Origin of the sequence: Prauserella isguenensis (assembly GCF_014191605.1) — a bacterium.
GTDB classification, from domain to species: domain Bacteria; phylum Actinomycetota; class Actinomycetes; order Mycobacteriales; family Pseudonocardiaceae; genus Prauserella; species Prauserella isguenensis.
This window is the reverse complement of record NZ_JACHWU010000001.1, coordinates 1527721-1553303: the sequence shown is the minus strand read 5'-3', so window position 1 is coordinate 1553303 and position 25583 is coordinate 1527721. Positions and strand designations below refer to the sequence as shown.

Here is a 25583-nt window from a genome sequence, read left to right as displayed (position 1 = left end):
CGCCGCGCTCTACCGTCGGGCACCACCTCGAACTAGTCCGAACAGGACACCGTCCCCGCTGCCGTCAGCATCACGCTCGGAACCGAACAGGTTGTCCAGGCCACACCGTCGCAGCCGGTGCGGCCTGTCGCCGATGGAGGCGGCACCTCAGTTGAAAACGATCCCACCGTCGATCATCACCGACTGGCCGGTCATGTAGTCGGCATCGGGCGAAGCCAGGTACGAAACAAAGGAGGCGACATCGCGCGGCTCCTCCACCCGCCCGAGTGAGATCGAGTTGGAGAAGCGCTCCAATGCGGCACCGCGCTCCTCACCAGACTGCTCGGTCATCTTCTCGTCGATCAGGTCCCACATCGCGGTCCCCACGATGCCGGGGCAGTAGGCGTTCACCGTGATCCCGTGTTTTGCCCACTCCTGCGCAGCAACCTGCGTGAGGCCGCGTACACCCCACTTGGTCACCGAGTAGCCGCCGAGCATCTCGAATCCCTTGTGCGCGGCGATCGAGGCGGCGCCTATGATCTTTCCCCCGGTGCCCTGGTCGATCATCTGCCTCGCCGCAGAACGGTACGAGTTGAACACCCCGTACAGGTTGACCCGCACGAGCGCATCGAGATCGTCCACCGACATCTCGAGCAGCGGGGCGACTCGTGCGATGCCCGCGTTCGCGACGAATACGTCAAGCTGACCGAATTCCTCGACCGTTCGCCCGACCAACGCATCGACCTGCTGCGAATCCGTGACATCTGTCGGAACAACCACAGCGCGTCCGCCCGCTTGCTCGATGCGGCCACGTACCTCCTCGAGGTTCTCGACCATGGACTCCAGATCGGCGAGGGCCACGGCGAACCCGTCCTGCGCGAGACGTTCGGCGATTCCTTGTCCGATACCTCGCGCCGCGCCGGTTATGACAGCGGTGCGTTGCCTCGGTGCGGTCACAGGAAGACCTTCCCTTCACAAAGTGGTGCATGACGTCGGGGGTCGGTTGCCATGAACCGGCTGGTCGCTCTCCCAACCGACTGGCTCGACCACTTCCCACGAACTCCCTCATCACGTGGGGGTCGCGGACTGCCCGTACTACCGAGACGCGAAACGCACCGTACGAACGACCTCGGCCGGCGGTCGGGGCCTGCGGCCGTGCGCCACCAGCGGCCGCCGAAGCGACATCCGTGGCGAAGGCACCCTCAACGTGAACCGGGACGTTTCATCGCGACCGAGTGAGGCGATCTCGGTGTGGGCCGGCGGCGTGCCCGTCGCGAACATTCGCGGTCACCACGTGCACCACGGCTGCACACACGGTAGGAAGGACGCCGTGAGCATGATCGATCTGGGCAGGCCGAGCCACGGCGACGTCGTGGACCTCATCATCGACGACCATCGGCGGTTCGAGCAGCTCCTCCGGCAGCTGCGCATGGGCGACGGGAACCGGGACGAGTTGCGGCGCGCGTTCGCCGCGGTGCACGTGGCCCACAGCATCGCCGAGGAGGAGATCGTCTACCCGGTGCTGCGGCGCAAGGCCGACGACATCGGGCAACACGAGGTCGAGCACGGCGAGGAGGAACACGCCGAGGGCAACGAGGCACTGCTCCGGGTGCTGGACCTCAAGGGCACCGACACGCCCACGTTCGTCGAAGCCGTCGAGAAGCTGAGCAACCTGGTCGCGCACCACCTCGCGGAGGAGGAGCTCAGCATCCTGGCGGCCGCCCGCACCGAGGTCGCCGAGCGCACCCGTCACGACCTCGGTGAGAAGTGGGCGGCGCGCCGTACCGAACTCCTGGACCAGGACTGCGGGGACGTCGAGTACGTCCGCCGCATCGTGGAGCAAGCCCGCCGCGAGGGCCACCTGGACGACTGAGTTCCGCCTGCCCCTCTCGACGGCGGGGAACCGCACCACCCGGCTCCGGCCGTACGGTAGGGCCACCACGAGTCCCGCGTCGCGTGTTCCGCGGGCCGGTGCATGATCGTCTCGACCGGTACGACGGAGGAGGAGCAAGCCGTGGACGAGCAGGACTACCTCGCGCGCGACGGGCTGGGGCTCGCGGAACTGGTCGCCTCGGGTGAGACGAAACCCGGCGACCTGCTGGCCGCGGCGCGGAGCCGTGCCGACGCGGTGAACCCCCGCATCAACGCGATCTGCACCCGCCTCGACGAGCATGCCGACGCCCGCGTCACCGAACGGCTCGACGGGCCGTTCGCCGGGGTGCCGTTCCTGCTCAAGGACCTGCACCAGCAGCTTGCAGGCGAACCGACGTCGGACGGCTGCCGCGCGCTCGCGGGCACGAGGGCGCAGCGGACCGGCACAGTGGTGCAGCGGTGGCTCGACGGGGGCCTCGTCGTGTTCGGCAAGACCAACACCCCGGAGTTCGGGTCCAAGGGCGTCACCGAACCCGCACTGTTCGGGCCCACCCGGAACCCGTGGGCGCTCGACCGGACACCCGGTGGTTCGTCGGGCGGTTCGGCGGCCGCCGTCGCGGCCGGGATCGTGCCCGTGGCCGGGGCCAGCGACGGCGGCGGTTCGATCCGCATCCCCGCGGCGTGCACCGGTCTGGTCGGGTTGAAGCCCGGACGCGGTCTGGTCCCCTCGGGTCCCGACGACAGCGAACCGCTGGGCGGACTCGCCACCCAGGGCGTCATCTCGCGCACCGTGCGCGACAGCGCCGCGATGCTCGACCTGCTGGCGGGTCCCGATGACATGAGCCCGTACACCCCGGCCGTCCCCGACCGGCCGCTGCTGTCGCAGCTGGACGAACCGACCGGGCCGCTGCGGATCGGCTACACGGCAGCCTCCTCGCTGCGCGACGACGTCCACCCCGAGGCCGTGCGAGCCGTCGAACACGCCGCACAACTGCTGACCGAGCTCGGCCACCACGTCGAAGAGGTCGAGCCGCCTTACGACGACCGGCAGCTCGGGGAGGACTTTCTCACCGTCTGGTTCGTCCACCAGGCCGACGAGCTCGCACGCATCAAACGGGAGACCGGAGCGGGCGACGACGACTTCGAACCGGACACCCGCATGATGGCCGAACTGGGCCGCGGGTTCTCCGCCGTCGAACTGCAGGCCGCGCAGGAACGCCGCCGCGACCACGTCGCCGCGCTCGCCCGCTTCCACACCGGCCACGACCTGCTGCTCACGCCGACACTGGGCGAACCGCCCATCCGCACCGGCTCGCTGGCCATGCCCGCACCCATGCAGTGGCTGGCCGAGGCGATGATGCGCACGAGGAGCTTCGGCGTGCTGCGCCGCACGGGGATCGTCGACCAGGTGGTCCGGCGCAACCTCGGCTGGGTTCCGTACACCCAGTTGGCCAACATGACCGGCCGCCCGGCGATCAGCCTGCCGCTGCATCTCACGCCGGACGGGTTGCCACTCGGCGTCCAGTTCGTCGGCAGGCTGTCCAGCGAGGCGTTGCTGCTCCGGCTCGCGCGCGCCCTCGAGGTCGCCGCGCCGTGGGACGGGCACCTGCCACGGCTGTCGTGACCGGCCGGGCCCGCCGCCGCGGCGGGCTCGGCTCCTCCGTCACTTCCCGGCGCGCTCCTCCCGCAGCTTGAACCGCTGGATCTTGCCACTCGGCGTCTTCGGCAGTTCTCCGACGACGTGCACCTTGCGCGGGTAGGCGTGCGCGGCGAACTCGCGCTTGACCAGCTGTTGCAGCTCCTGTTCCAGCTCCGGCGACTCCTCGGTGCCCGGCTTGAGCACGACGTAGGCCTCCAGCACCTCGCCGCGCAGCTCGTCGGGTGCGCCGATCACGGCCGCCTCGAGCACCGCCTCGTGTCCGACCAGCACGGACTCGACGTCGAACGGGCCGATGCGGTAACCGGCCATGATGATCACGTCGTCGTCGCGGGACGAGAAGTACAGCCTGCCGTCGGCGTCCCGGTACGCGGTGTCGCCGGTGATGTACCAGCGGCCGTCGGCGCTGAACCGCTGCGCGGTGCGTTCCGGCGCGTTCGCGTAGCCGGTGAACCACATGAACGGGCTGGCGTGGGTGTCGACGGCGAGCCTGCCGACGGTACCGTCCGGCACGACCTCGTCGACCTCGTCGGCGAGCACCCCGCAGGCCCAGCCGGGCAGCGGATACCCCATCGACCCCGACGTGATGTCGGCCTTGAGTTCGGGCCGCCACGCGTTGCCGACGACCATGCCCAGTTCGGTCTGGCCGTAGTGGTCGCGCACCTCGACGCCGAGCGCGTCGGCCGCCCAGCCGACCACCTCCGGCGTCAACGGCTCACCCGCCGACGACGCGCAGCGCAGCCGTACCGACACGGCGTCGGTCGACGGTTCGCCCCGCAGCGCGCGGTAGATCGTCGGCGCCGCGGCGAAGTTCGTGACCCCGAACCGGTCGAGGATCCGCCAGGTGAGCGCGGGCGAGAACCCGGCGTGCAGCAGGATGCTCGACCTGCCCAGCGCCAACGGTGCGAGGATCGCGTAGTACAACCCGTACGCCCAGCCCGGATCGGCGGCGTTCCAGAACACGTCGTCGGGGCGCACGTCGAGGGCGTCGAGCAGGTACCGCTCCATCGACGCGAGCGCCCGCACCGGCACCGGCACGCCCTTGGGGGTACCGGTCGTGCCGCTCGTGAACAGCAGGATCAGCGTGCCGTCGCCGCCCACGCGGGCCGGCTCGATCCGCGGCTCCGTGGGCGCCGCGGCCATGAGGTCGGCGAACCGGTCCCAGCCGGGTGTCGTCGGCGCGTCGCCGCCGACCTGGACGACCCGCCGCCCGGCATCCTGCCCCGGCTCCGGGGCGAGCTTGGGCGCCTGGTCCGCGTCGGCGACGACCACACGTGCGCCGCTGCCGTCGAGCCGCATGTCGATCGCCGGCTTGGCGAACGCCGTGAACAGCGGCACGTGCACCGCGCCGAGGCGCCAGATTCCGAGCAGCACGGCGGGCAACTCCGCCGACTTGCTCATCAACACGCCGACGGCGTCGCCCCGCCCGATGCCCATGCCCGCCAGCACCGCCGCGACCCGCTGCGACTGTTCCGTCAACTCGCCGAACGTGAGGTCGCGGGTGGTCAGGTCCTGTTCGACGCCCCGGAACGCGACCGCGTCGGACGGATGCCGATCGCAGAGCAGCTCGGCCGCGCACGCGTCGTCGGCGCGGTACTCGGGCCGGCTGTACTCGGCCTCGGTCGCCGCAGAAGTGGTGCCCATGGTTCTCCTCGACTCCTTTGTCGTGCGCTTCCAGTGTCGCGCTGCGTTTCACCGCGCGCCGTGCACGTCCGGTACGGGACGCGCGTTCCCGGGACATCCCGGTCGCACCAGACGATCGCCACGAAGGGCCGTTCGGGCTACGTTCTTTCGTGGGTAACGGGCCCGGCGCCCGTGCCCGGACGACGACCCGTGCGAGGAAGGTGGTGGCCATGCCCGGCACGCACCCCGCCCTTCCCGGTGGCGCCCGCGGCGGGACTTCCGCCGCCGTCCCCGGCGATCTGCTCACGGAACTCGACCGGCTGCTGGCCCCGAGCGTGCGTTCCCTGCGCCGTGCGTGCCCGGTGGATCTGACGTTCGGTGGCGGCCTCGCGCCGGGGGCCCGGGACGCGATCACCATCCGGCACCTCGACGGGCACCTCGGCCACACCCTGCGCGATCTGCAGGTCCGCGCCGGCTACGGCCTCGGCGGGAAGGTGTTCGCGACGGGCAGACCACTGGTGGTGCGCGACTACTTCAACACCGGCCACATCGTCCACGCCTACGACCGCGCCGTCGCCCCCGAACGCATCGAGACCGTGTTCGCCGTACCGATCCGCGCGGGCGAGACGGTCGTCGGTCTGCTGTACCTGGCGCAGCGTGACGACGTGGCGATCGGCGACCGCATCGTGGCACGGGCCGTCGAACACACCCGCCGTATCGAACGCGACCTCGCCGTCGCCGTCGAGGTCCGCAGGCGCACGGCCGCCCACGACGAGGCCGCCGCCCGCGATCACCGTGCGGTAGCCGATGCGCGCCGGGAACTGGACGAGGCGATCGCGCTGATCGACGACCCGCACACCCGCGACCGGCTCCGGCAGGTCTCGCAACGGCTGCACCGGATCACGACCGCGGGCGACGACGCGGCTGAGCCGGTCGCCGACGGCACGTTGTCGGCGCGCGAACTCGACGTGCTGCAGCTCGTCGCCACCGGCGCCGCCAACGGCGACATCGCCGCGGAGCTGGGCCTGCGTCCCAACACCGTCAAGGCCTACCTGCGCAGCATCGCCCGCAAACTCGGTGCGGCCAACCGCACGCACGCCGTGTCACTCGCCCGGGAAGCAGGGTTGCTGCCGTGACGACCGGGCATCCACGGGCTGCGCCGCGCGAGGCGCCGGATGTGACATGCGTTTCGGGCGGAACGCCGCGAAGATCATTACGTTGGACGTGCCAGCACACACCCGGTTCTCTAGGTCGGAAAGGCTCTCGATGGATCTGAAAGTCGGTTACAAAGCGTCCGCGGAGCAGTTCGGACCGCGGGACCTGGTCGAGTTCGCGGTACGCGCCGAAGAAGTCGGCCTCGATTCGGCCTGGGTGTCGGACCACTTCCTGCCGTGGCGCCACGAAGGCGGTCACGCCCCGTTCGCGCTGTCGTGGATGTCGGCCGTCGCCGAGCGCACGAACCGTGTGCACCTGGGCACCAGCGTGCTGACCCCGACGTTCCGCTACAACCCGGCCGTGATCGCGCAGGCGTTCGCCACCATGTCGCTGCTGTCGAACGGCCGCGTCGTCCTCGGCGTGGGCACCGGCGAGGCACTGAACGAGATCGCCGTGTCCGGCCGCGAGTGGCCCGAGTTCAAGGAGCGCTTCGCCCGGCTGCGCGAGTCCGTGCGGCTGATCCGAGAGCTGTGGACGAAGGACAACGTCTCGTTCGAGGGCGACTACTACACGCTCGTCGACGCCAAGATCTACGACCGCCCGGACACGCCCGCCCCGGTCTACATCGCCGCGGGCGGACCGGTCGTGGCCAAGTACGCGGGCCGCGCCGGCGACGGATTCATCTGCACCTCCGGCAAGGGTATGGAGCTCTACACCGACAAGCTCCAGCCCGCGGTCGCCGACGGCGCGGCGGCCGCCGAACGCGACGCGACGGGCATCGACCGGATGATCGAGATCAAGATGTCCTACGACCGCGACCCGGACCGGGCGCTGGAGAACTGCCGGTTCTGGGCACCGCTGTCGCTCACCCCGGAGCAGAAGCACAGCGTCACCTCGTCGGAGGAGATGGAGCGCCTGGCCGACGAGTTGCCGATCGAACAGGTCGCCAAGCGCTGGATCGTGGCATCCGATCCCGATCAGGCCATGGAGCAGATCCAGCCGTACCTCGACGCCGGCTTCAACCACCTCGTGTTCCACGGCCCCGGACACGACCAGGAACGCTTCCTCGGACAGCTCGGTGAAGACGTCCTGCCGCGGCTGCGCTCCCGGGCCTGAACCGCCTGCCTCACGTTCGAACGTCTCCCGCCCCGGTGGAAATCCACCGGGGCGGGAGACATCGTGACCGACGGCGGCGAACCGACCGAGACGTCGAGGTCGGCGGGATTCAGCCGACCCCTTCGCCGCGCAGCGGTGTCGCCCTACCCTGCCGCGGCACGGCCGCGTTCCGCGGCGTGACCGCGTCCTGCGGCGTCGTGCCGTGTGGCGTCGTGCCGGGTGGCGTCGTCGTGCTCTGTACCGGCACGTCGACCTCGGGCACGTGCGCTTCCCTGGTCGACCACGCGGCGGCCTGCAACCGGGCGCGCACGATCTGAGCCGCGTGCGGATGTCCGCTCGGCTCGGGCGGACCGGGGAGGCCGACCCGGTCACCGGCCGTCAGTGCTTTCACGAAACGCACCACCGCGGCCGGCTCCGGCAGCAGCTCCGTGCCGTACCACGCGCGCATCACGAGGTCCTCGCCCGAATGCGTCTCCGCACCGAGTGCCCAGCCGGTGCGCCCGTCCCAGACGAGCGCCGCCTCCCGGCCCTCCATGCCGGGCAGTTCGCGATCGAGTGCGACGTACGCGGTGGCCGTGATGTCGTCGACGTCCGACCACGCCGCGGCCGCTTCGAGTCCGAGTCCCGCCGCGACGAGCTCCACGTACCTGCGCAGTCCCCGCTGCGTGCTGTCGAGGTCGACGTCCGCCAACCCGCCGGCGGCCACGTTCCGGTCACCGGCGACGTGGTGCACGGCGTCGCACACCGAATCGCACCACGCGACCGGGCCTTCCGGCGCGACCAGCTGCACCACGCGCCGCACCTGCCTGCCCGCGACCACGGCGAGTCCGCCGCCCCGGTTGCCGGCGCGCCGCGCCGCACGCAACAGCAACTCCACGCCGGCCACGCTGCAGAACTCGACGCCCGACATGTCGACCACCAACCGGTGCCGCCCCTGTTCGGCCGCACTGTCCAGTTCGCGGCGCACGATCGGGGCCGTGAGCAGGTCGAGTTCCCCTTCGATCTCGCAGATCTGAACGCCTCGACCGTGCCGGACCCGGCGCACCCGTACGTGCTGGCCCACCGGCTCCTCGCCGCCATACCCGGACGTCCGGTACTCGACCCTCGCGTCCGTCGACCCCGCGGTTCCGCGCTGCACCGTGCCGTGGTTCACCGCGGTTTCGTACGTCGGCGCGTTCTCGTTCCCGGTTTTCCCGCTCCCCGTTCGGTCGTGCCCCCGCAGCTTCTCGTGCAGTGCCCCGCCGTGCCCCGGCTCTGTGTGCCCCGACCCTGTGCGGCCCGGCTCTGCCCGTACCGACGTCACGTGCCTCGGCTCTGCGTGCCCCGGGCCGGACCGCGCCGACCCGATGTTCCCCGAATTCCCGTTCTCCGCGTTCCCGCGCCCCGAGCCGATCACGATCTCATGACTCATAGATGTAGTTCTCCCCCTCTGGCCATGAAGTGTCGCGGAACCGAACGACTCGTGACGAGCGAACGAGTATCCACGAACACCTTCGGAAAGCGAAACATTCGACCGACAATGGATCGATGTTCGCCCACTCACGTTCGCCGGCCGCCTACCCGACTTCGCGACCAGCGCCATTCACAGTAGTCAGATTCGCCCGACCGTGCATCACCCGATCGGACGTACCTAGCGAGTAGTTTTCCCAGGTGAGAAACTACAGAGTGGACTGAGTCAAACTGTTGAAAGATCACCGGAAGCCGGTGAGAAGAAACCACTCGGGTTCGATTATGAAACTCCTCTGCGGAGTCGAACACGATTCGATCAAGCACCGGGCTTAACATTCCGCCGCCATGCATAGAATGCAGCCTCGGCCACTCTGCGTGCCCAGTCGGGCACGTCCCATGGCGGACGCTTCGGCACCACAGCAGCCGCGACCCGGCGGCACCACGTCCGGACGCGATCACCGGCGGTTACGATGCAGCGCGTGACGATGCACGGCGACCACGACCTCTTCGGTGACCTCGACCCGTCCGCGCTGCCCGAACGGCAGCAGCACATCCTGGCGACCATCCGGGACCGGGTCGTCGCCGACGGCTACGCGCCCACCACCCGGGAGATCGCCGACGCCGTCGGCCTGCGCTCGTCCTCCTCGGTCTCGAAACACCTCGCAGCGCTCGAGGACAAGGGATTCCTGCGCCGCAGCCCGTCCGTATCGCGCCCGATCGATGTACGCACGTTCCTGCGCGGAACCGCCGATTCCGAGTCCACGGAGGACTCGGTGCCGGTACCGGTCGTCGGCGACATCGCTGCGGGAACGCCGATCCTCGCCGAGGAGCACACCGACGACATGCTCTCCCTCCCTCGGGAACTGACCGGCCGTGGCACGGTCTTCGGCCTGCGGGTACGCGGCGAGTCGATGATCGACGCGGCGATCTGCGACGGCGACATCGTTGTGGTACGCCGCCAGCAGGAGGCCCACTCCGGTCAGATCGTCGCCGCGATGCTCGACGACGAGGCGACCGTGAAGGTGTACCGCAACCGGGGCGGGCATGTGCTGCTCGAACCGCGCAACGACGACTACGACGTCATCGACGGCGACGACGCGGTGATCCTCGGGGTCGTCGTCTCGGTGCTGCGCAACGTGTAAGCGCGTTCAGCGCCGCACGCGGCGGCGGTGGCTGGTGTCGCAGAACGGGTAGGTCCGGCTGCGGCGGCACGCACAGATCGCCACCACGAACCGGTCGGAGTCGACGACGGTGCCGTCCTCGAGCGTCATCCGCACCGGGCCCTCCACGAGCAGCGGCCCGTCACGGACGGCCGTGACCTCCCGCCGGTCCTGCGCTCGATGTTCACTCGGTCCTGTCGGCACGGACGACCACCAACTCCTCGTAGCGCTGTCCCGGCATGAGGAAACCCTTCCGGTGCAGCATGTCGGCACGGGCACGGAGCACCGGGCCGAACGGCAACGTGTCCCTGTCGACGACGGCGGCCTTCAGCCCGAGCCCGCGCAGCCGCTGCACTGTGGAATCCACATCGGACAACTCGGACTGCACCATGAGCAGCGTCCCGCGTGGCGCCAACAGGGTCGGCGCGCGGTCACACAGCCGGTCGATGACCGCGCGGCCGTCACCTCCCCCGTCCCACGCACGCGCGGCACCCCGGGTCGGAACCTCACGTGATTCCGAGGGCACGTACGGCGGGTTCGCCAGCACCAGGTCGAACGGCTGCTCGTAGGCACAGGACAGCGCATCACCACCGACCACCCGGACGGGCAGTCCTCGCAGGCGCGCGTTGAGGCGGGCGTTCAGCCGCGCGGGGAGGGAGACATCCACGGCCGTCACCTGCCGTGCCCCCTCCGCGGCCGCGGCCACCGCCAGGGCGCCCGTTCCGGTGCCGATGTCGAGCACGCGCGCCGGGGGCTCCGAGAGCCGGGCATCGCGCAGCGCGCGCCGTAGGAGCCACGTATCACCTTGCGGGCGGTACACGCCCGGAACTCTCAAGACCCGCATGGCACCGGGGTTGCCGGAAGCCGCGCCGCGAAACGACCCGTGCGGCGGACGCGTGAGTTTCGCCCGCATCGCGTTTCGGCGGGCGAGGAAACGGCAATCGCCTCGAGGTGCACCGCAGCGCAGCCGGACGCCCGCCCTGCGATGTCCGCCACCGCCACCACCGGTGTCACCGTCCGCGGCCCCGTCGGAAGGACCCCGTATGCAGCCGACCGTCACCGAACCAGCCGCCGCCCTGTCCGCGCCCCTGCCGCGTCCGCGTGGCTCGCTGTCGACCGCCGTCGTCGACGCGCTCTCGGGTGCGGGTCCGCGAGCGCTGCCGTCGGGGGCGGCCCGGTCGGCCGATCCGTTCGGTGACGACCTCGCCATGGCGCTGCACACCTGCTACGAGCTGCACTACCGGGGTTTCCGCGGTGTCTCGCCCGACTGGGAATGGGACCCCGCTCTGCTGGCCTTCCGCGCGGAGCTGGAAGCGGTGTTCCTCGACGCGCTAAGGGATGGCACGTCCGGCACCGACGACGTGGACGGGCTGCTCGAGGACCTGCTCGTCGAGGAGGTCCCCGGGGACGGCGTCTCGCACCACCTGGCGCGCGAAGGGACGTGGGAACAGCTGCGTGAGTTCTTCGTGCACCGGTCGATCTATCACCTCAAAGAGGCCGATCCGCACGTCTGGGCCGTCCCGAGGCTGCACGGGGACGCGAAGGCGGCGTTCGTGGCGGTGGAGTTCGACGAGTACGGCGGTGGGCGCGGCGACCGCGTGCACTCGCGTCTGTTCGCCGAGCTGCTCGACGCGGCGGACCTGTCGCCGGACTACCTGCACTACCTCGACGTCGCGGCCGGTACGCAGCTCGCCATCGTCAACCTGATGTCGATGTTCGGCCTCCACCGCAGGCTCCGCGGTGCGCTCGTCGGCCATTTCGCCGCGGCCGAGATCACCACGGCTCCGAGCGCGGCACGCCTGGTCACGGCGCTGCGGCGGCACGAGGCGCCCGAGGCGTGCGTGCACTTCTTCGCCGAGCACGTGGAGGCCGACGCGGTGCACGAGCAGATCATGCGCCGTGACGTCGTCGGCGGGTTGCTGCGTGACGAGCCGGAACTCGCGGCCGATGTCGCCTTCGGCATCGAGGCGACGGGCCTCCTCGAAGGCCGGCTCGCCGAGCGGCTGCTGGACGCGTGGCGCAGTGGCCGGACGTCGCTGACGCCGCAGAACGCCGACACGGAGGGCCCAGTGCGATGAACCATGCGAAACGCGTCGTCGTGACCGGCGCGACGGGCAACCTCGGCACGAGCGTCGTCGACGCGCTCGCGGCCGATCCCGACATCGGCTCGGTCACCGGGATCGGCCGCCGGGACGCCGACCTGACGGTGCCGAAGTTCGACCTCGTGCCGCTCGACCTGGCGACGGCCGACGACGCCCGGCTCGACACCGTGCTCGCCGGGGCCGACGCCGTCGTCCACCTGGCGTGGTCGTTCCAGCCGACCCGCGACCCGGCCACGACGTGGCGCACCAACGTGCTGGGGGCGATGCGCGTGTTCGAGTCGGTCACCCGCTGCCGCGTTCCCGTGCTCCTCCACGCCTCGTCGGTCGGCACCTATTCACCGGGGCCGTCCCACGAGCCGGTCGACGAGTCGTGGCCGACCCACGGATGGCCGTCGGCCTCCTATCCGCGGGAGAAGGCGTATCTGGAACGCGTGCTCGACGACCTCGAACGGCGGCATCCCGAGATGCGGGTGGTGCGCATCAGGCCCGCGTTCGTCTTCCAACGCGCCGCCTCCGCCGAGCAACGGAGGATCTTCGCGGGCCCCCTGCTGCCGGGACGGCTGGTCCGGCCCGGGCTCGTCCCCGTGGTGCCCGACGTGCCCGGACTGCGGGTGCAGGCGGTGCACGCCGACGACGTCGCGGAGGCGTTCCGGCTCGCGCTCCGGACGCCGGTGTCGGGAGCGTTCAACGTGGCGGCCGAACCCCCGGTCGACGCCGCCGTCCTCGCCGACCTGCTCGACGCCACCACTCTGCGGGTTCCCGCGTCCGTCGTGCGGGCCGCGGTGGCGACGGCGTGGCGGCTGCATGCGATCCCGGCCTCGCCGGAGCTGTTCGACACGGTGATCCGGCTGCCGCTCATGGACGTGACGAGGGCGCAGCAGGAGCTCGGTTGGCAGCCGCGCTGGAGCGCACGCGAAGCCCTGTCGGAATTCTTCGAGGGGCTGCGCGACGGTTCCGACGACCACCGCCGGAACACGCCACGGCTGCGGTCCCGGCTTCCGGGCGGCCGCCTACGCGAGTTCGCTACCGGGGTGGGCGGTACGACGTGACGGCCGCCTCCACTCGGCGAGTCGACCGAGGTGGCTCAGCCCGCCCCGGCCTTGCGGCGCTCGTGGAAACGGGCCACGCGCATGCGGTTGCCGCAGATCGCCGGGTTGCACCACCGGCGCCGCGGATGCGTGGGCAGGAACAGGAGGATGCAGAAGTCCGCCTCGCAGTCGCGCACGGTCTCGATCCGATCGTCGGCCAGCAACTCCGCCACTGACTCGGCGAGTGCCGCCGCGATGCGCGTACCGCTCTCGCCGTCCCTCCTCGCCCGCAGCCCCGCGCGACGGTCGCCCCGGACGAGTTCGTGGCGCACCGGGGCGGCACACATCGCCTCGTTGAGCGCACGCAGGTCACGCGGTGCGGGTGACCGGCCCGTGCGCGCCCGTGCGATCGCGGCCGCGGCGTGGTCCCGCAGGGCGCGCACCGCTGCGAGGTCCGCACGCGTCGGCGACCGGAGCTGCGAATCGGACAGTGTGGACAGTCGATCCCGTTCGCACGAGAGCCAGTGCCGCATCCCGACCAGATCCGACAGGAAGTCGAAGTCCTGATCCGGCGACCGCGCCCGCGTGTTGACCAGATCCAGCGCCAGCGGCTCCCCCACCAACGGCCCCAGCTCGCTCATCCTTTAATGCTTCCCATCAACGTTGACCCATTTCGCGCCCGCCGCTAATGTGAGCCTACTGCGCCGCTGTCTGCCGAGCAGGGGGAGGCAGACAGCGGCCACACTTCTTGCCACGAGGCCGGTTCCCGCCCCGGGCACGCTGTCGCGCCGAGTCGCCGCTGCGATTCTCGGCCGGCCACACGCGAAACGGCCCGCCGTCGGCGGAGGACTCGAGGTCCCCACCGGCGACGGGCCGTCGTCACCGTCGGGCCGCACCCGCGGGCGCGGCCCGTGGATCAGCGCTTCCGCACGCCCGGTGTGCCCGCCTCGATCTCGAACGACGCGTCGGTGCGCAACGGCGCGTCCTTCCGCGAGACGTAGTCGACCACCTGGTAATCGGCCACGTACCTGTCCTTGGACACGTGGCACGACACGTACCCGCGGCGGTCGCAGTGGTACTTCGTGTGCGGGTTCTCGGCGGTGATGACCGCGCCCGGGTCGTTGGTGCCCGTGCCGTCACCGTTCGACGTGATCGACGTCGTCACGAACTCACTGGCGACGATCGGCGTCTCCGGATTCTCGAAGTCGCGGCGCAGATCGTTGACCCAGTGCTTGTGGACGTCGCCGGTGAGGACCACGACGTTGTCGATGCCCTTCTCCTCGACGTACCCGAGGATGCGGTCACGCGAGGCGCGGTAGCCGTCCCAGCCGTCGTTGTAGCCGCCCGGGTCCTCGCCCTCGACCTCGTCCATGCTGGCGAAGTAGATCTGCTGCGGCACGACGTTCCAGGTCGACTTCGACTCGTCGAAGCCCTTCTCCAGCCACGAGTGCTGCTCGTCGCCGAGCATGTCGGTCTTCCACTGGTCGGGACCCGACACCTGTGACTTGTCGTTGTACGGCTGGTCGTCGCGGTACTGCCGGGAGTCGAGCACGCTGAACGTGGCCGTGTCGCCGTAGCGGAACCGGCGGTACAGCGGCAGGTTCGTGTCGACCGGCTTGCGGAACCGGCGCAGCGGCATGTGCTCCCAGTAGGCCTGGTACGCCGCGGCACGCCGCTTGGCGAACTCCTCGCGGCTGCCGTTGCCCTGGTCCGGATCGTCGTTCTCCGGGACGAGGTCGGCGTAGTTGTTGTCGGTCTCGTGGTCGTCCCACGTGACGATGAACGGCGAGATGGCGTGTGCCAGCTGCAGGTCGCCGTCGGTCTTGTACTGCGCGTGCCGCTGGCGGTACTCACCCAGCTCGTTCATCTCGTCGCCGGCGTGGGTGCGCACGTCACCGTTCTCACCCGCGGCGTACTCGTAGAGGTAGTCGCCGAGGTGGAACACCATGTCCGGGCGCTCGGCGGCCATGTGCCGGTACGCCGTGAAGTAGCCCTGCTCCCAGTTGGAGCACGACGCGAACGCGAAGTGCAGCTCCGGCGCCGTGCCGGGTGCGGGCGCGGTGCGGGTACGCCCGGCCTCCGAGATCTCCCCGCCGACACGGAAACGGTAGAAGTACTCGCGGTGCGGTTCGAGACCGCGGACGTCGGCGTGCACCGTGTGCGCCTCCTCGGGGAGGGCCCGCTCGGTGCCGCTCTTGACGACCTTGCCGAACTTCTCGTCCAGCGCGATCTCCCACTGCACGGGAACGATGCGGCCGGGCATCCCGCCGTCGAAGTCGAGCGGCTTCGGCGCCAGCCGTGTCCAGAGCACGACGCCGTCGGGCAACGGGTCACCCGAGGCGAGGCCCAGCTGGAACGGGTCGGTCACACGACGGGACGGCGCGGCGACCGCGGGCCCGGCGGCGGTACCCGCGCCGAGTAGGACGGCGCCCGCACCGACACCGGCCATGCCACCGAGGAAGCCGCGGCGCGACACCGGACCTGCGGCGGACGGGTTGTTGTCGGGGTTGCCGTTGCGGCGATTGCGTGGCGGGAACATCGAACCTCCTGGAACCGGGGTTGGCTCAGCCCGGACAGGAAACCCCCGCACCGTGAACGCGTGATGGCGCCGCGGTAGTGATCGATCGACGCCCACACGCACGTTTCCGCACAACCGCCCGTGTTGCCGATTCCAGGGCCCGTGTTGCGGATTCCAGGGCCCGTGTTGCGGATTCCAAGGCCCGTGTTGCCGGTCAACGACACGGCGCGTCCCGGTCAGCCGATGAGGCGGTCGACGAGGTCGGTCCACCCCGCTTCGAGCCGTTCGAGGGGCAGCCCGCGCTGGGAGGTGAGGTGCGCCGTGAGGGCCGAGTCGACGAAGCTCAGCAGCGTGTGGGCGAGCAGTTCCGGGTCGCCGCCCGTGGCCTGAACCCCGGCAGAGCGCAGCAACATCGCCAGATGCGTGTGCCGCACCCGGAGCGACGGCGTGAGGTACCGCCGTTCGGGTTTTCCCTCCGCGGCGAGGTACAGCTCGCGATGCGCGGCGTCGTGCCGCAGTGCCGCGGGCCCGAAGGCGCCGAGACGTTCACGCGCGGTCGCGCCCGGCCCGAGGGGCGGTTCGCCTTCGAGGAAGCCGGACTGGAATCGCTCCTCGACGTGGTCGAGCAGGGCCTGCAACAGGCCGATGCGGTCGCCGAACCTGCGGAACACCGTGCCCTTGCCGACCTCGGCGGCACTGGCGACGGCGTCCATGGTCAGGTGTTCGACGCCGTGTTCGTCGGCGAGTCGCGCGGCGGCGGCCAGCAGCCGGGCACGGTTCCGCACGGCGTCGGCGCGCAGTCGCGGTTCCTCGCCGATCGGTGTCAACGGAAGCACGCGTCGCTGTGGCACGCCCACCGACGATAGCGGCTCCTCCGGCGCTTCGCGGCGTGGACGGGACCGGATGACCGGTTGCCTACACCACTACAGGTGGACCCTGGTCCGGTTACGCGAAGCGTTCGATGTCATGATCCGTACCCGTCATCACGTCCCCACGCCGTCGGGAGGTCCCCACCCATGTCCGTCGAGATCCTGACCCTGGTCGGCAGCCTGCGCGCCGGCTCGCACAACCGGCAGCTCGCGGAGGCCGCGGCGAAGCTCGCACCGGCCGACGTCACGGTCACGGTCGTCGACGGCCTCGGCGACGTGCCGTTCTACAACGAGGACATCGACACCGACGCGGCGCTGCCTCCCGCCGCCGCCCGCCTGCGCACCGCGGCCGAGCGCGCGCACGCGTTCCTCTACATCTCGCCCGAGTACAACGGCACCATGCCCGCGGTGCTCAAGAACGCCATCGACTGGCTGTCGCGTCCGTGGCAGGCCGGCGCGATGACCGGCAAGCCGGTGGCCGTCATCGGCACCGCACTCGGCCAGTTCGGCGGAGTGTGGGCGCACGACGAGGCCAGGAAGGCCGCGGGCGTCGCGGGCGGCACCGTGATCGACGACGTCAAGCTCGACATCCCCGGTTCGGCCACGCGCTTCGCCGAGACGCACCCGTACTCCGACGCCGAGGTCGCCGAGCAGCTCACCAAGGTCATCACCACGCTGGCAGCCAAGGCCACCGCCTGACCCGCCGCAACGTCACCCGCTGCAACTTCACTTGCCGCAACTTCACTTGCCGCGGCTTCACCTGCCGCGGCTTCACTGCCACGGCGTGACGCGCCACGGCTTCACCGACCACGGCCGGACCCGGTTTCCCGCCACGGCGCCGCTACCCGTCCGCGAATTCTGCCCCTGACCAGCGCTCGCCGGTCAGGGGCAGAATTCGCGGACGGTCTACGCCGAACGGGACGCCTTGGCCGCCAGCCGGCGCTGCCGCAGCACCCACACCGCAGCCGCTCCGAACGCCGCATCGACCGGCACCACCGGAGGCAGTGCCCGGTGCAGCAGTGTCGCGAACGAACCGAGCATCGGCAGCGTGCCCACCAGGGCCGCGTCGACAACGCGGCCGTCGTCGGACAGCAGTGCCGCGCCCGCACCGACCATGCTGGCCGCGACGAACGCGTTCGTGCCCTCGTGCCGTTCGTGCAGCCATCGGGTCGGACCTTCGAGCGGCGTGTTCCGGTTGGCCTTCAGCGCCTGGCCGAGCCGCTGTTCCGTGCTTTCCCAGCTCGGCACACACTTGCCGATGCCTGCCACCAAGTAGCAGACGCCCAACGCCGTCCTGACCTTGCGCCCTGCCGCGCCCACTCCGTGCCGCCCCGTCACGTTTCGCTCCGGCGGGCCACGACGTAGTGCGAGTAGAACAGCGGGTCCGCGGGCCGGATCTCACTCACTTCGAAACCGACCTCCTCCAACATGGCCTTGTACTCGTGCCAGAAGATACCCGAGCGGAAGTGCTCGAGGATCTGGTTGAGCAACACTTCGGCATCGATGCAGGAGTTGACGACGTCGCCGATGTAGTGCTGGATCCCCGCGCCGCCAGCGTTCTCGATCATGACTTGCTGGAAGTCGGTGAAGTCCGGGAAATACTGGCACAGCACGAACACGCCGTCCGGAGCGAGCAGCTCCTTGACCTTGCGCAGCATCGCGAGCTGGTCGTCGCGCTCCATGTAGAACAACATGTAGCAGCCGAAGACCAGGTCGAACTCGTCGTCGATCGCAACCGAGTTGACGTTCCCCGCGCGCACCTCGGCCCCGGGCAACTCGGCGAGCCGCGTGTTGGCCGAGGCCGCGACCTCCGGGTCCATCTCGACGCCCAGTGCCCGCTCGACCGACGCGGCCTTGGCTGCGGCGGCGACCTGGTATCCCTCACCGCAACCCACGTCGAGGAAGCTCGTGGGCGCCAGGTCCGAGATCAGCTGCTCGAAGGTCGGGTGGGTGAAGCTCAGGAACGCCGTTTCACCCAGGTCCGAGCAGAAGGACGTGCCGCGCGACATCGGAACGCGGTGGGTCATCTCCATCTTCTCGATCTCACGGAAGTACCGCACCATGATCGGGAAGTAGCCGGCGTCGGCACCGAGCAGCCACTTCGGGGGCTCCTCGCTGGAACCGAGTTCGGCGACCTCGAGCATGAACCGGTAGTCGGCCTCGTCCTCGGCCGCCTGGCCGGACACGTCCTTGCCGGTCAGCACGAGCTCGCGGTACTGCGGTTCGAGCCACAGGTCACCGGTGCGGGCGTCGACGTGCACGACGCCGAGGCGGGCCGCCATGACCATCAGGTCGCGGTAGATGTCCTCGTCCCAGTCGGCGCGGTGTTCGAGCCGGGCGTCCGGGAAGTGCTTGGCGATGACACCGGTGACAATGTGTCGGATGAACCCGCGGATGCGAGAGATCACCGCGAGCGTCCCCTGTGTCGGGTCCTGCTCGTAGGTCTCCCTGGCGTTGCGGACCGTCTCGGCCACCTCGCCGGTCAGACCGTTCTGTCGCGCGGCTTGCTGCCGCTGCCGGTCCAGCTCCTCGAACCTCACTCCACGCCCCCAGCGACGTAGCCCGTACCGACGGTGCTGTACGTCGTTTCCTCGCCGGTGATCCGGGCGAGCGCGGAGAAGTCCTTCTCGAGCTCGGCGAACCGCTCGGTCTTCGTGGCCGTGATGAACGCGTCCATGTCCGTGACCTGGATCAGCTCACGGTAGGCACGGCCGCTCTCGTCCGCCCGCACGACGACGAAGCTCCGGATGCAGTCGAAGTTCGCGCACTCGACGTAGTCGCGCGTGGTCACGAACTTCTCGAACTGCTCGGAAGTCGTTTCCGGCAACAGCTCGATGTCGTGGATTATCAGTGCCTGCAATTGTTTTTCCTTTCTTGTCACCCCGTATTGGTGCAGCCGGTCGCCGATGCGGCTCAACCGGCCGCCCTGGTCGGCTTCGCGGCTCCGATGGAACGCGCGATGTTGCCGATCTGGACTTCGTTGGACCCGGAGAAGACCCGGGAGGGCAAAGCGTCGAGGAGAACGTCGACGGCGGTGGACGACGTCACCCCGTGGCCGCCTTGCAGCTGGACGCACCGCAGTCCGATGTCGACCGCCGTGCGGCTGACGGTCACCTTGGCCATGTCGCCGAGCACGCCGGCGTCGGTGGCACCGGCGTCCATCGCGGCGGCGGCACGGAAGAGCAGGCTGCGCGCCGACTCCAACGCGACGGCACACTCGGCGATTTCGTGCGAAACGGCCTGGAATCGCGCGATGGGCTGGCCGAACTGCGTCCGCCCTTCGAGGTAGTCGGCGGTTTCCCGCAGCACCCGGCGCAGCTGCCCGAGGTAGAGCCCGAACAGGCAGACCCGTTCCCACGACATCCCCGTCGAGAAAACCGCACCGCCGGAACCGCGGGAGCCGAGCATGTCGCGCTCGGCGACCCGGCAGTCGTCGAACCAGAGGTCTCCCAACAGGGACGTGGCGAGTACTCGTTTGTCGTACGGCGCTCCGGCATCGAATCCCTCGGTTCCACGCTCCACCACGAAGGCACTCGTGTTGAAGAAGGAACGGCCTTCCCCGGTGCGGACGACCGCGAGGACCACGTCCGCGACGGGCGCGTTGGTGATCATCGACTTCGTTCCCGCGATGTGCCACCCGTCGTCGTGCTGGGTGGCCGAGGTCCGCATCGACATGATGTCCGAACCGGCGTCGGCCTCGGTCACGGCGAACGCGCCGATCAGCGACCCGTCGGCGAGTCCGGGGAGCCACCGGCTCTTCTGCTCGGCGGTGCCGAACTCCGCGATCGGAGCGACACAGGCGTACAGGTGCGCGGCGAGCGAGAACACGAATCCCGCGTCGGCCACGCTCTCACCCAGCGCCTCGGTGATCGCTGTAGCCGAGGTCGCCGACAGACCCGCACCGTCGTACTCCTCCGGCACGGTCAGCCCCGTCAGCCCGATCTTTCCCGCCTCGGCGAAGCGGCGGCGCAGGTCCTGTGCCGGGTCGCCGGGGCCGGCAGCCAGCATGTCCCCGGCGGACCGAGCCCAGTCGCAGAGCCCGGCCACCTCGGGCGACACGGGTGCCATCGGCAGGTGGATCATGTCTCGCTCCTGTCGACCACGATGTGATAGTTGATGCCGCCGGTGCCGAACGAGCTGACGGCAGCGGTTGTGGTGCGCCCACCCGGTTCGGCCCGGAACGGCTGCGGTACCGGCGACACGAGAAACCCGTCGTCGGCCAACCGCGCAGCGTCTTCGTCGCTCAGCCCCGCGCTCGGTGGTACGACGCCGTCCTCCAGCGCGGTGACCGCCCGCAATAGTCCGGCGATCCCCGCGGCGGCGAAGGTGTGCCCGACCAGCGACTTGACGGCGCTGAGAGCGATCGACCCCGCTCCGTATGCCGTGCGGATGGATTCGAGTTCGATGGCGTCGCCACGCAACGTGCCGGTGCCGTGTGTCTCGATGAAGGCCATGCTCGCCGGGGACACGTCCGCGTCAGCCAACGCCGCGCTCATCGCGGCCGTCTGCCCGGCGGCCGAGGGCGCGAGCATCGAGTGGGCGTCGCACGACCCTCCGATTCCCCGGATGCCGGTGGTCGCCCCACCCGCACCGGCTGCGCCGAGCCGGTCGGACCGCACGAGCACGAGCGCACCGGCTCCGTCGCCGGGCAGGAACCCGTCGGCCGCGGCGCCGAACGCGGTGAGCGCGGTTGTGCTGAGCATGCCCAGTGCCGAACACAACGCCAGGTCCCGGCACGACGTGGGGAATTCGACGCCGCAGACCACGGCGTAGTCGACGTCGCCCGCGCGCAACGCTCCGACGGCGACATCCACGGCCGCCAATGCGGAGGCGCACGCGGCCTCCACCGCCACCGGCAGCGCGTCGAGGCCGAGTTCCTCCGCGACGAAACCGGCGATCGAAGCCGAGTGCAGTTCGCCCAGCGACTGCGCCGCGGCGCCGCTCCGCTCGGCGAACGCGGCCAACCATTTCCGCGCTTCCGCGGCGGCCTCCGGCCCGGCACCGATCCGCCCGGCGACGGCGTCCAGCGCCGACGCCGTCTCGTCCGAATCGGCGTCGCAGAGCCGCCCTGCCGCCGGGCCCAACGGCGTCGCGACCAGGACGAGACCACGGCCGGACAGGTCACTCGCCGACCGCGAGACCGCTTCCCTGCAGGTTTCGAGGGCGGCGTGGCGGACCGGGTCCACCCCGTCCGGCAGCTCCGTGCTCGCCCCTCTGTGCGAGTAGGCGCGGCCGAGCCGGATCCGCCCTTCGCTCCGCATGTGCGCCGGAACGCGGTGGCCGAGATCGTCGAAGCACGGCTGCCCCCGCACCGACAGTTCGCGGAAACCGTCGAGGCCCTGCCGGTCGCCGAACCAGGCGCCCGCACCGTCGACGACCACCGCGGGGCGGTCCCGCGGCGCGGCCGCCTCCGAGTCGTCCGAACCCGCCCGCCGGTACATCACCGCCGCCAGCGCGGTCGAGGCCGTACCGAGCAGCGTCAGTACCGCCTGCTCGGTACGGCAGTCCTCGGCGGCATCGACGAGGTCCAACATCGTGTCCGTCACCCGGACCGAACCCGCCGCCGTCCTGCCGGAGGGACGGTGCCGGGCCGTCGCGAGCGTGTGCGAGCGAGCGGCTGCCGGCAGGAAGTCGTCACCACGCAGGGCGAAGTCGCCCGTGTCCGGAACGATTCCCTCCAGCCAGGTGTCCAGGTCCTCCGGTTCGGCGGCGGCGTAGCCGTGGACGCCGCCGCCGGAGCGGCGGTCGAACCGGATCTCGTCGACCACCGCCCCGCCCGCGGCGTCGGCGCCCTCGGGCCGCAGCAGCATCGCCACGGCCCTGCCCTGCCGAAACTCGCCCGGCCGACCCGTATCCGCGTAGAACGCCGTACGCGCGGCGTTCGTCTCGTCCTCGTCGACGAGGACCAGCAGCACCGCCGATGCGGCACCCGCCGTCACACAATGCCGCGCATGCCACAGCCCCACCGCGCCGGTCGCCTCGTGCGCATCGAGTGACAGCACCCGCCCGCCCAACCGGTGGGCGATCGCGATCCGCGACGGCACACTGCTCGCCATCTCGCCGATCTTGTCGTGGGGGCCGGCACCGAACACCTCGCAGGCAGCGTCCACGGCGGCGTCGGGTTCCGCACCGTGTTCGCCCCATGCGGGCGCCTGCCCGGCGGCGATGCGCAGTGCGTTGCGCCGCTGCAGCACGTGGTTTCCCGTGACCCCGACGAAAACCGCCGTCCGGGCACGGTCCTCGTCGGTGAGCGCGACCGCTGCCAGACACTCCTCGGCTGCGCGCAGCGCGAGCTGCTGCAGCGGCCCCACGGAAATCGCCTGGTTGGGCGGAATCCGGTTGCGCCGTAGCAACTCGGCCTTGTCTCCTGCCTCCGCGGCCGGGACGACCGCGGTGCCGACGACCTGTGCCCTCGGGCTCATTCCGCGGCCTCTGAACGGCGCTCGAGGATCTCCACGACACCCGTCGTGCCGTCGATCCGGACGACGTCGCCGGTCGCGATCGCCGTGGTGCCGTAGTGGGTGTTGACCACCGACGGGATCTTCAGTTCCCTGGCGACGATCGAGGAGTGCGACAACATCGACCCGGTGTCGGTGACGACGCCTGCCGCCATGGCGAACAACGGGGTCCACGACGCGTCGGTGAACGTCGTCACCAGAATCTCGCCTGCCTGGAACTCCCCGGACTGGGCGTGCATGTCGGTCACCACGCGTGCCGTACCGGTGGCCCGACCCGCGCTCGTGCCGAACCCTTCCAGCACGTCCGCGGTCCGGTCGCGGCGCTTGCTCTGGTCACGTCCGTCCCAGGTCCCGATGATCGTCAGCGGCGGTTCGGGCGCCTGCAGTCGCGCCTCGTGGAGTTCGCGGCCCGCGGCCACGTCCTTGGCGGAGAAGAACTCCTCCTGGCTCAGTTCGCCCGCGAGGTACTGCCGCAGCCGGTCGAAGTCGAGGTACCAGACCTCGTCCTGCGACGCGAGCAGTCCGGATTCGACGGCACGCCGCGCGGCCTCGACCACGACCCGACGCACCATCCAGATGGCGGTCACCATCGGCATCCGCGTGACTTCCCGCAGCCTGCTGAACGTCGCATAGCCCTTGATCACCTGCCGGAGCGCGGCCGCACGAGGCCGACTCAGCGAGGACAGGACGTCGTCGGGCTCCATGCGGTTCTGCACGTGGTGTTCGACGGTGTCGAGGAGCCCGGGCTGGGAGAGGTAGTTGGACAGCATGGACATCACGTAGGTCCAGTCGTCCACCCACCGCGGGTGCGAGAGCTCCATCTCCTGCGACCCACGGGTTCCGTGCTCGCGCATGAACGGTTCGACGTGCTGTTCGAGGAACGCCTTGCCCTCGGCGGTCGTTTCCAACGCCGACCGTGCCTCCGACCCGGGAAGGGTGGTCACCACGTTCTTGACCTCGGGCAGGCCTGCGGCGACCCGGGCGAGCTCCGCGAGATCACCGGCGGTGCGGACGGTGCGCAGCGCGGACATGTTCGACTTGACCCCGTCGACGACCTCGGCCGCCGACGCCCCGTTCAACCACGACCCGCACAGGTTGTCCAGGATCCGGTAGAAGCCGATCGCGTTGAAGTAGTACGGCATGTAGCCGACGTGCGTGCGGTGGAAGTAGTCGAGGGCGTGGCGCAACCGGTCGCCGAGTTCGGCGCGCGACAGGGCCGTGAGGTCTTCGCCCCGCGCGCGTTCGTACTCGCGGTGCCGCGAAGCGGTCAGCGATCGGGCCCGCGCGTGCATCGTCGCCATCTCGCGCAGCGTCGATGCCACCCAGTAGGCGCTGCCGCGCCACAGCGGCATACCGCCCGGGAACTGGCCGAACGGGTTCTCGTACGGCTGCTCGGCGGTCTGCTCACTGCGGAACCGCTCGGTGAACAACGACTGGTCCCGCTGCGGCGGCGCCTGCTGCAGCATGTGCGCGGTGTAGGAGATGTTCAGGTAGACGTACCCACCGAGATAGCCCATGTGCACGTCCGAATGGCCGAGCTCGGCGATACCCGTGCTCCGGACACAGTCGATGTGGACGTTCTCCTGGTAGTACCGGGAGAAACTCAGCCCCATCGGCGTCATGATCCCGTTGAAGATCTCGCCGATGTCCATGCGCGACCACATGGTGCCGTCCCGAACCGTATCCGGGACCCGGGACTGATACGGCGACAGCGCCTCCTCCTGCCTGCCACCGACCGCCGTGACCGGACGCGACTGGAGCACCCACACCGTGTCGGCGGTGCAGCAGAACTCGATGTCGACGTCGCCCTGCTCGTCGTCGCGGATCGTCCGTGCGATGCGGCCGAGTTCGGCGAGCTGCGACTTGGTCAGGCAAGGCTTGTCCTGTTTGGACTTGGGGACGTCGACCACCTCGGGGCCCGAACCGGGGCTGACGACCACCTTGTGCGACTTGTTCCGCACGGTGCGGTCGGCGACCGCACCGGTTTCCGCGTCCAGTCGGAACTCGTCGGTGTGCACCCGTCCCTGGACGAGGCCTTCACCCGCTCCCCAGCACGCCTCGGCGACCAGGTGCCGGCGGTCGCCGGTGACGGGGTCCACAGTGAACAGTACGCCGGACGCGTTGGCGTCGACGAGGTGCTGCACCACGACCGCCATTCCGACCTCGCCGGAATCGCCGTGGTAGCTGCGACTGCGTTCCGATGTGGCCGATTCGAGACACGTCCTGGCCGCTTCGACGAGCTCGGTCTCGTCCCTCACCCCCAGCACGGTTTCGTACACACCCGCGGCCGAGGCGGCGCCCTGATCCTCGTTGGCGGCCGACGAACGGACCGCGACCGTCGGCGACCCGAGCTCGCGGTAGGCCTGGACCAGCGCCTCGGCTGCGGTGTCGGTCAGCTTGCCGCCCTCGAGCAGGCCGCTCGTCAAGCAGAATCCGGGTGGAACGGGAAAGCCTCGGGCGGCCAGCGCGTCCAGCCGCAGCCCTTTGCCGCCGAGCTGCGCCGCCGGATCCGGCAGGCGCGATCCCTCACCCAGCCGCACGATGCCTTCGATGTCGGCAGGGGCCTGGGTGTTGATCTCCGTAGTCATCGTCGCACT

General features: G+C 70.3%; 22 protein-coding genes. 8 read left to right on the top strand and 14 right to left on the bottom strand.

All coding sequences use genetic code 11. From position 1 onward, the window contains the following. Window positions 1–147 precede the first annotated feature (147 nt). A complete protein-coding gene (locus FHS23_RS07200) occupies window positions 148–936 on the bottom strand; it encodes an acetoin reductase (protein WP_183649688.1) in 789 nt (262 codons plus the stop codon). A gap of 379 nt (window positions 937–1315) precedes the next feature. On the opposite strand from FHS23_RS07200, the gene FHS23_RS07195 reads away from it, so the two are divergent. Together FHS23_RS07195 and FHS23_RS07190 are read left to right on the top strand one after the other, a co-directional pair. Further along, the gene (locus FHS23_RS07195) at window positions 1316–1852 is read left to right on the top strand and encodes a hemerythrin domain-containing protein (RefSeq protein WP_221219251.1); all 537 of its coding nucleotides are present in this window, start codon (window positions 1316–1318) and stop codon (window positions 1850–1852) included. A gap of 141 nt (window positions 1853–1993) precedes the next feature. Then, the gene (locus tag FHS23_RS07190) at window positions 1994–3475 is read left to right on the top strand and encodes an amidase (RefSeq protein WP_343053699.1); all 1482 of its coding nucleotides are present in this window, start codon (window positions 1994–1996) and stop codon (window positions 3473–3475) included. 39 nt (window positions 3476–3514) lie between these two features. Here the strand turns inward: FHS23_RS07190 and FHS23_RS07185 are convergent, their stop codons facing one another. Further along, the gene (locus FHS23_RS07185) at window positions 3515–5152 is read right to left on the bottom strand and encodes an AMP-binding protein (protein WP_183649655.1); all 1638 of its coding nucleotides are present in this window, start codon (window positions 5150–5152) and stop codon (window positions 3515–3517) included. 209 nt (window positions 5153–5361) lie between these two features. Between FHS23_RS07185 and FHS23_RS07180 the strand changes: the two genes are divergently transcribed. Together FHS23_RS07180 and fgd are read left to right on the top strand one after the other, a co-directional pair. Further along, the gene (locus FHS23_RS07180) at window positions 5362–6267 is read left to right on the top strand and encodes a LuxR C-terminal-related transcriptional regulator (protein ID WP_183649652.1); all 906 of its coding nucleotides are present in this window, start codon (window positions 5362–5364) and stop codon (window positions 6265–6267) included. 130 nt (window positions 6268–6397) lie between these two features. After that, entirely contained in the window at window positions 6398–7402 is a 1005-nt protein-coding gene (gene fgd, locus FHS23_RS07175; RefSeq protein ID WP_183649637.1) for a glucose-6-phosphate dehydrogenase (coenzyme-F420), read from the top strand. A 109-nt stretch (window positions 7403–7511) separates the two neighbouring features. Here fgd and FHS23_RS07170 read toward each other — a convergent pair whose 3' ends face one another. Beyond that, on the bottom strand, window positions 7512–8555 hold the full coding sequence (locus FHS23_RS07170) for a DUF6292 family protein (protein ID WP_183649634.1): 1044 nt from the start codon (window positions 8553–8555) through the stop codon (window positions 7512–7514). A gap of 781 nt (window positions 8556–9336) precedes the next feature. Here FHS23_RS07170 and lexA point away from each other — a divergent pair. Then, window positions 9337–9993: a transcriptional repressor LexA gene (gene lexA, locus FHS23_RS07165; protein WP_246381806.1), complete on the top strand. Its 657-nt coding sequence runs from the start codon at window positions 9337–9339 to the stop codon at window positions 9991–9993. A gap of 6 nt (window positions 9994–9999) precedes the next feature. Here lexA and FHS23_RS07160 read toward each other — a convergent pair whose 3' ends face one another. Then, window positions 10000–10215: a CDGSH iron-sulfur domain-containing protein gene (locus FHS23_RS07160; protein ID WP_183649627.1), complete on the bottom strand. Its 216-nt coding sequence runs from the start codon at window positions 10213–10215 to the stop codon at window positions 10000–10002. Continuing rightward, the gene (locus FHS23_RS07155; protein ID WP_183649624.1) at window positions 10196–10855 is read right to left on the bottom strand and encodes a HemK2/MTQ2 family protein methyltransferase; all 660 of its coding nucleotides are present in this window, start codon (window positions 10853–10855) and stop codon (window positions 10196–10198) included. The genes FHS23_RS07160 and FHS23_RS07155 overlap by 20 nt, the downstream gene beginning before the upstream one ends. Before the next feature lie 199 nt (window positions 10856–11054). Between FHS23_RS07155 and FHS23_RS07150 the strand changes: the two genes are divergently transcribed. Continuing rightward, window positions 11055–12089 carry an iron-containing redox enzyme family protein gene (locus tag FHS23_RS07150; protein ID WP_183649621.1) on the top strand — a complete coding sequence of 345 codons (1035 nt, stop codon included), beginning with the start codon at window positions 11055–11057 and terminating at the stop codon, window positions 12087–12089. Beyond that, window positions 12086–13162, top strand: coding sequence for an NAD-dependent epimerase/dehydratase family protein (locus tag FHS23_RS07145; RefSeq protein ID WP_183649619.1), 1077 nt, complete (start codon window positions 12086–12088; stop codon window positions 13160–13162). Before FHS23_RS07150 ends, FHS23_RS07145 begins: the two co-directional genes overlap by 4 nt. 35 nt (window positions 13163–13197) lie before the next feature. Here the strand turns inward: FHS23_RS07145 and FHS23_RS07140 are convergent, their stop codons facing one another. The 3 genes from FHS23_RS07140 to FHS23_RS07130 all read right to left on the bottom strand — a co-directional run bounded on the left by FHS23_RS07140 (window position 13198) and on the right by FHS23_RS07130 (window position 16510). Next, complete coding sequence (locus FHS23_RS07140; protein ID WP_183649616.1) at window positions 13198–13782, bottom strand: CGNR zinc finger domain-containing protein; 585 nt, start codon at window positions 13780–13782, stop codon at window positions 13198–13200. 275 nt (window positions 13783–14057) lie between these two features. Continuing rightward, window positions 14058–15680: an alkaline phosphatase D family protein gene (locus FHS23_RS07135; RefSeq protein ID WP_183649602.1), complete on the bottom strand. Its 1623-nt coding sequence runs from the start codon at window positions 15678–15680 to the stop codon at window positions 14058–14060. Between the two features lie 215 nt (window positions 15681–15895). Then, window positions 15896–16510, bottom strand: coding sequence for a TetR/AcrR family transcriptional regulator (locus tag FHS23_RS07130; RefSeq protein WP_343053698.1), 615 nt, complete (start codon window positions 16508–16510; stop codon window positions 15896–15898). 165 nt (window positions 16511–16675) lie between these two features. Between FHS23_RS07130 and FHS23_RS07125 the strand changes: the two genes are divergently transcribed. After that, window positions 16676–17227: an NAD(P)H-dependent oxidoreductase gene (locus FHS23_RS07125; RefSeq protein ID WP_183649596.1), complete on the top strand. Its 552-nt coding sequence runs from the start codon at window positions 16676–16678 to the stop codon at window positions 17225–17227. Between the two features lie 207 nt (window positions 17228–17434). Here the strand turns inward: FHS23_RS07125 and FHS23_RS07120 are convergent, their stop codons facing one another. From FHS23_RS07120 to FHS23_RS07095, 6 genes are read right to left on the bottom strand one after another with little or no spacing between them, the layout of a single operon-like run. Next, window positions 17435–17866: a DUF6041 domain-containing protein gene (locus FHS23_RS07120; protein WP_183649593.1), complete on the bottom strand. Its 432-nt coding sequence runs from the start codon at window positions 17864–17866 to the stop codon at window positions 17435–17437. Continuing rightward, window positions 17863–19068 carry a methyltransferase domain-containing protein gene (locus FHS23_RS23700; RefSeq protein WP_183649591.1) on the bottom strand — a complete coding sequence of 402 codons (1206 nt, stop codon included), beginning with the start codon at window positions 19066–19068 and terminating at the stop codon, window positions 17863–17865. The genes FHS23_RS07120 and FHS23_RS23700 overlap by 4 nt, the downstream gene beginning before the upstream one ends. After that, on the bottom strand, window positions 19065–19388 hold the full coding sequence (locus tag FHS23_RS07110) for a hypothetical protein (RefSeq protein ID WP_183649588.1): 324 nt from the start codon (window positions 19386–19388) through the stop codon (window positions 19065–19067). The genes FHS23_RS23700 and FHS23_RS07110 overlap by 4 nt, the downstream gene beginning before the upstream one ends. 53 nt (window positions 19389–19441) lie before the next feature. Beyond that, a complete protein-coding gene (locus FHS23_RS07105; RefSeq protein ID WP_183649585.1) occupies window positions 19442–20611 on the bottom strand; it encodes an acyl-CoA dehydrogenase family protein in 1170 nt (389 codons plus the stop codon). After that, window positions 20608–22950 (bottom strand): polyketide synthase, encoded by a 2343-nt coding sequence (locus tag FHS23_RS07100; protein WP_183649582.1) that lies wholly within the window; start codon window positions 22948–22950, stop codon window positions 20608–20610. Before FHS23_RS07100 ends, FHS23_RS07105 begins: the two co-directional genes overlap by 4 nt. Then, window positions 22947–25574: a PEP/pyruvate-binding domain-containing protein gene (locus FHS23_RS07095; protein WP_183649581.1), complete on the bottom strand. Its 2628-nt coding sequence runs from the start codon at window positions 25572–25574 to the stop codon at window positions 22947–22949. Before FHS23_RS07095 ends, FHS23_RS07100 begins: the two co-directional genes overlap by 4 nt. Between the last annotated feature and the right edge of the window lie 9 nt (window positions 25575–25583).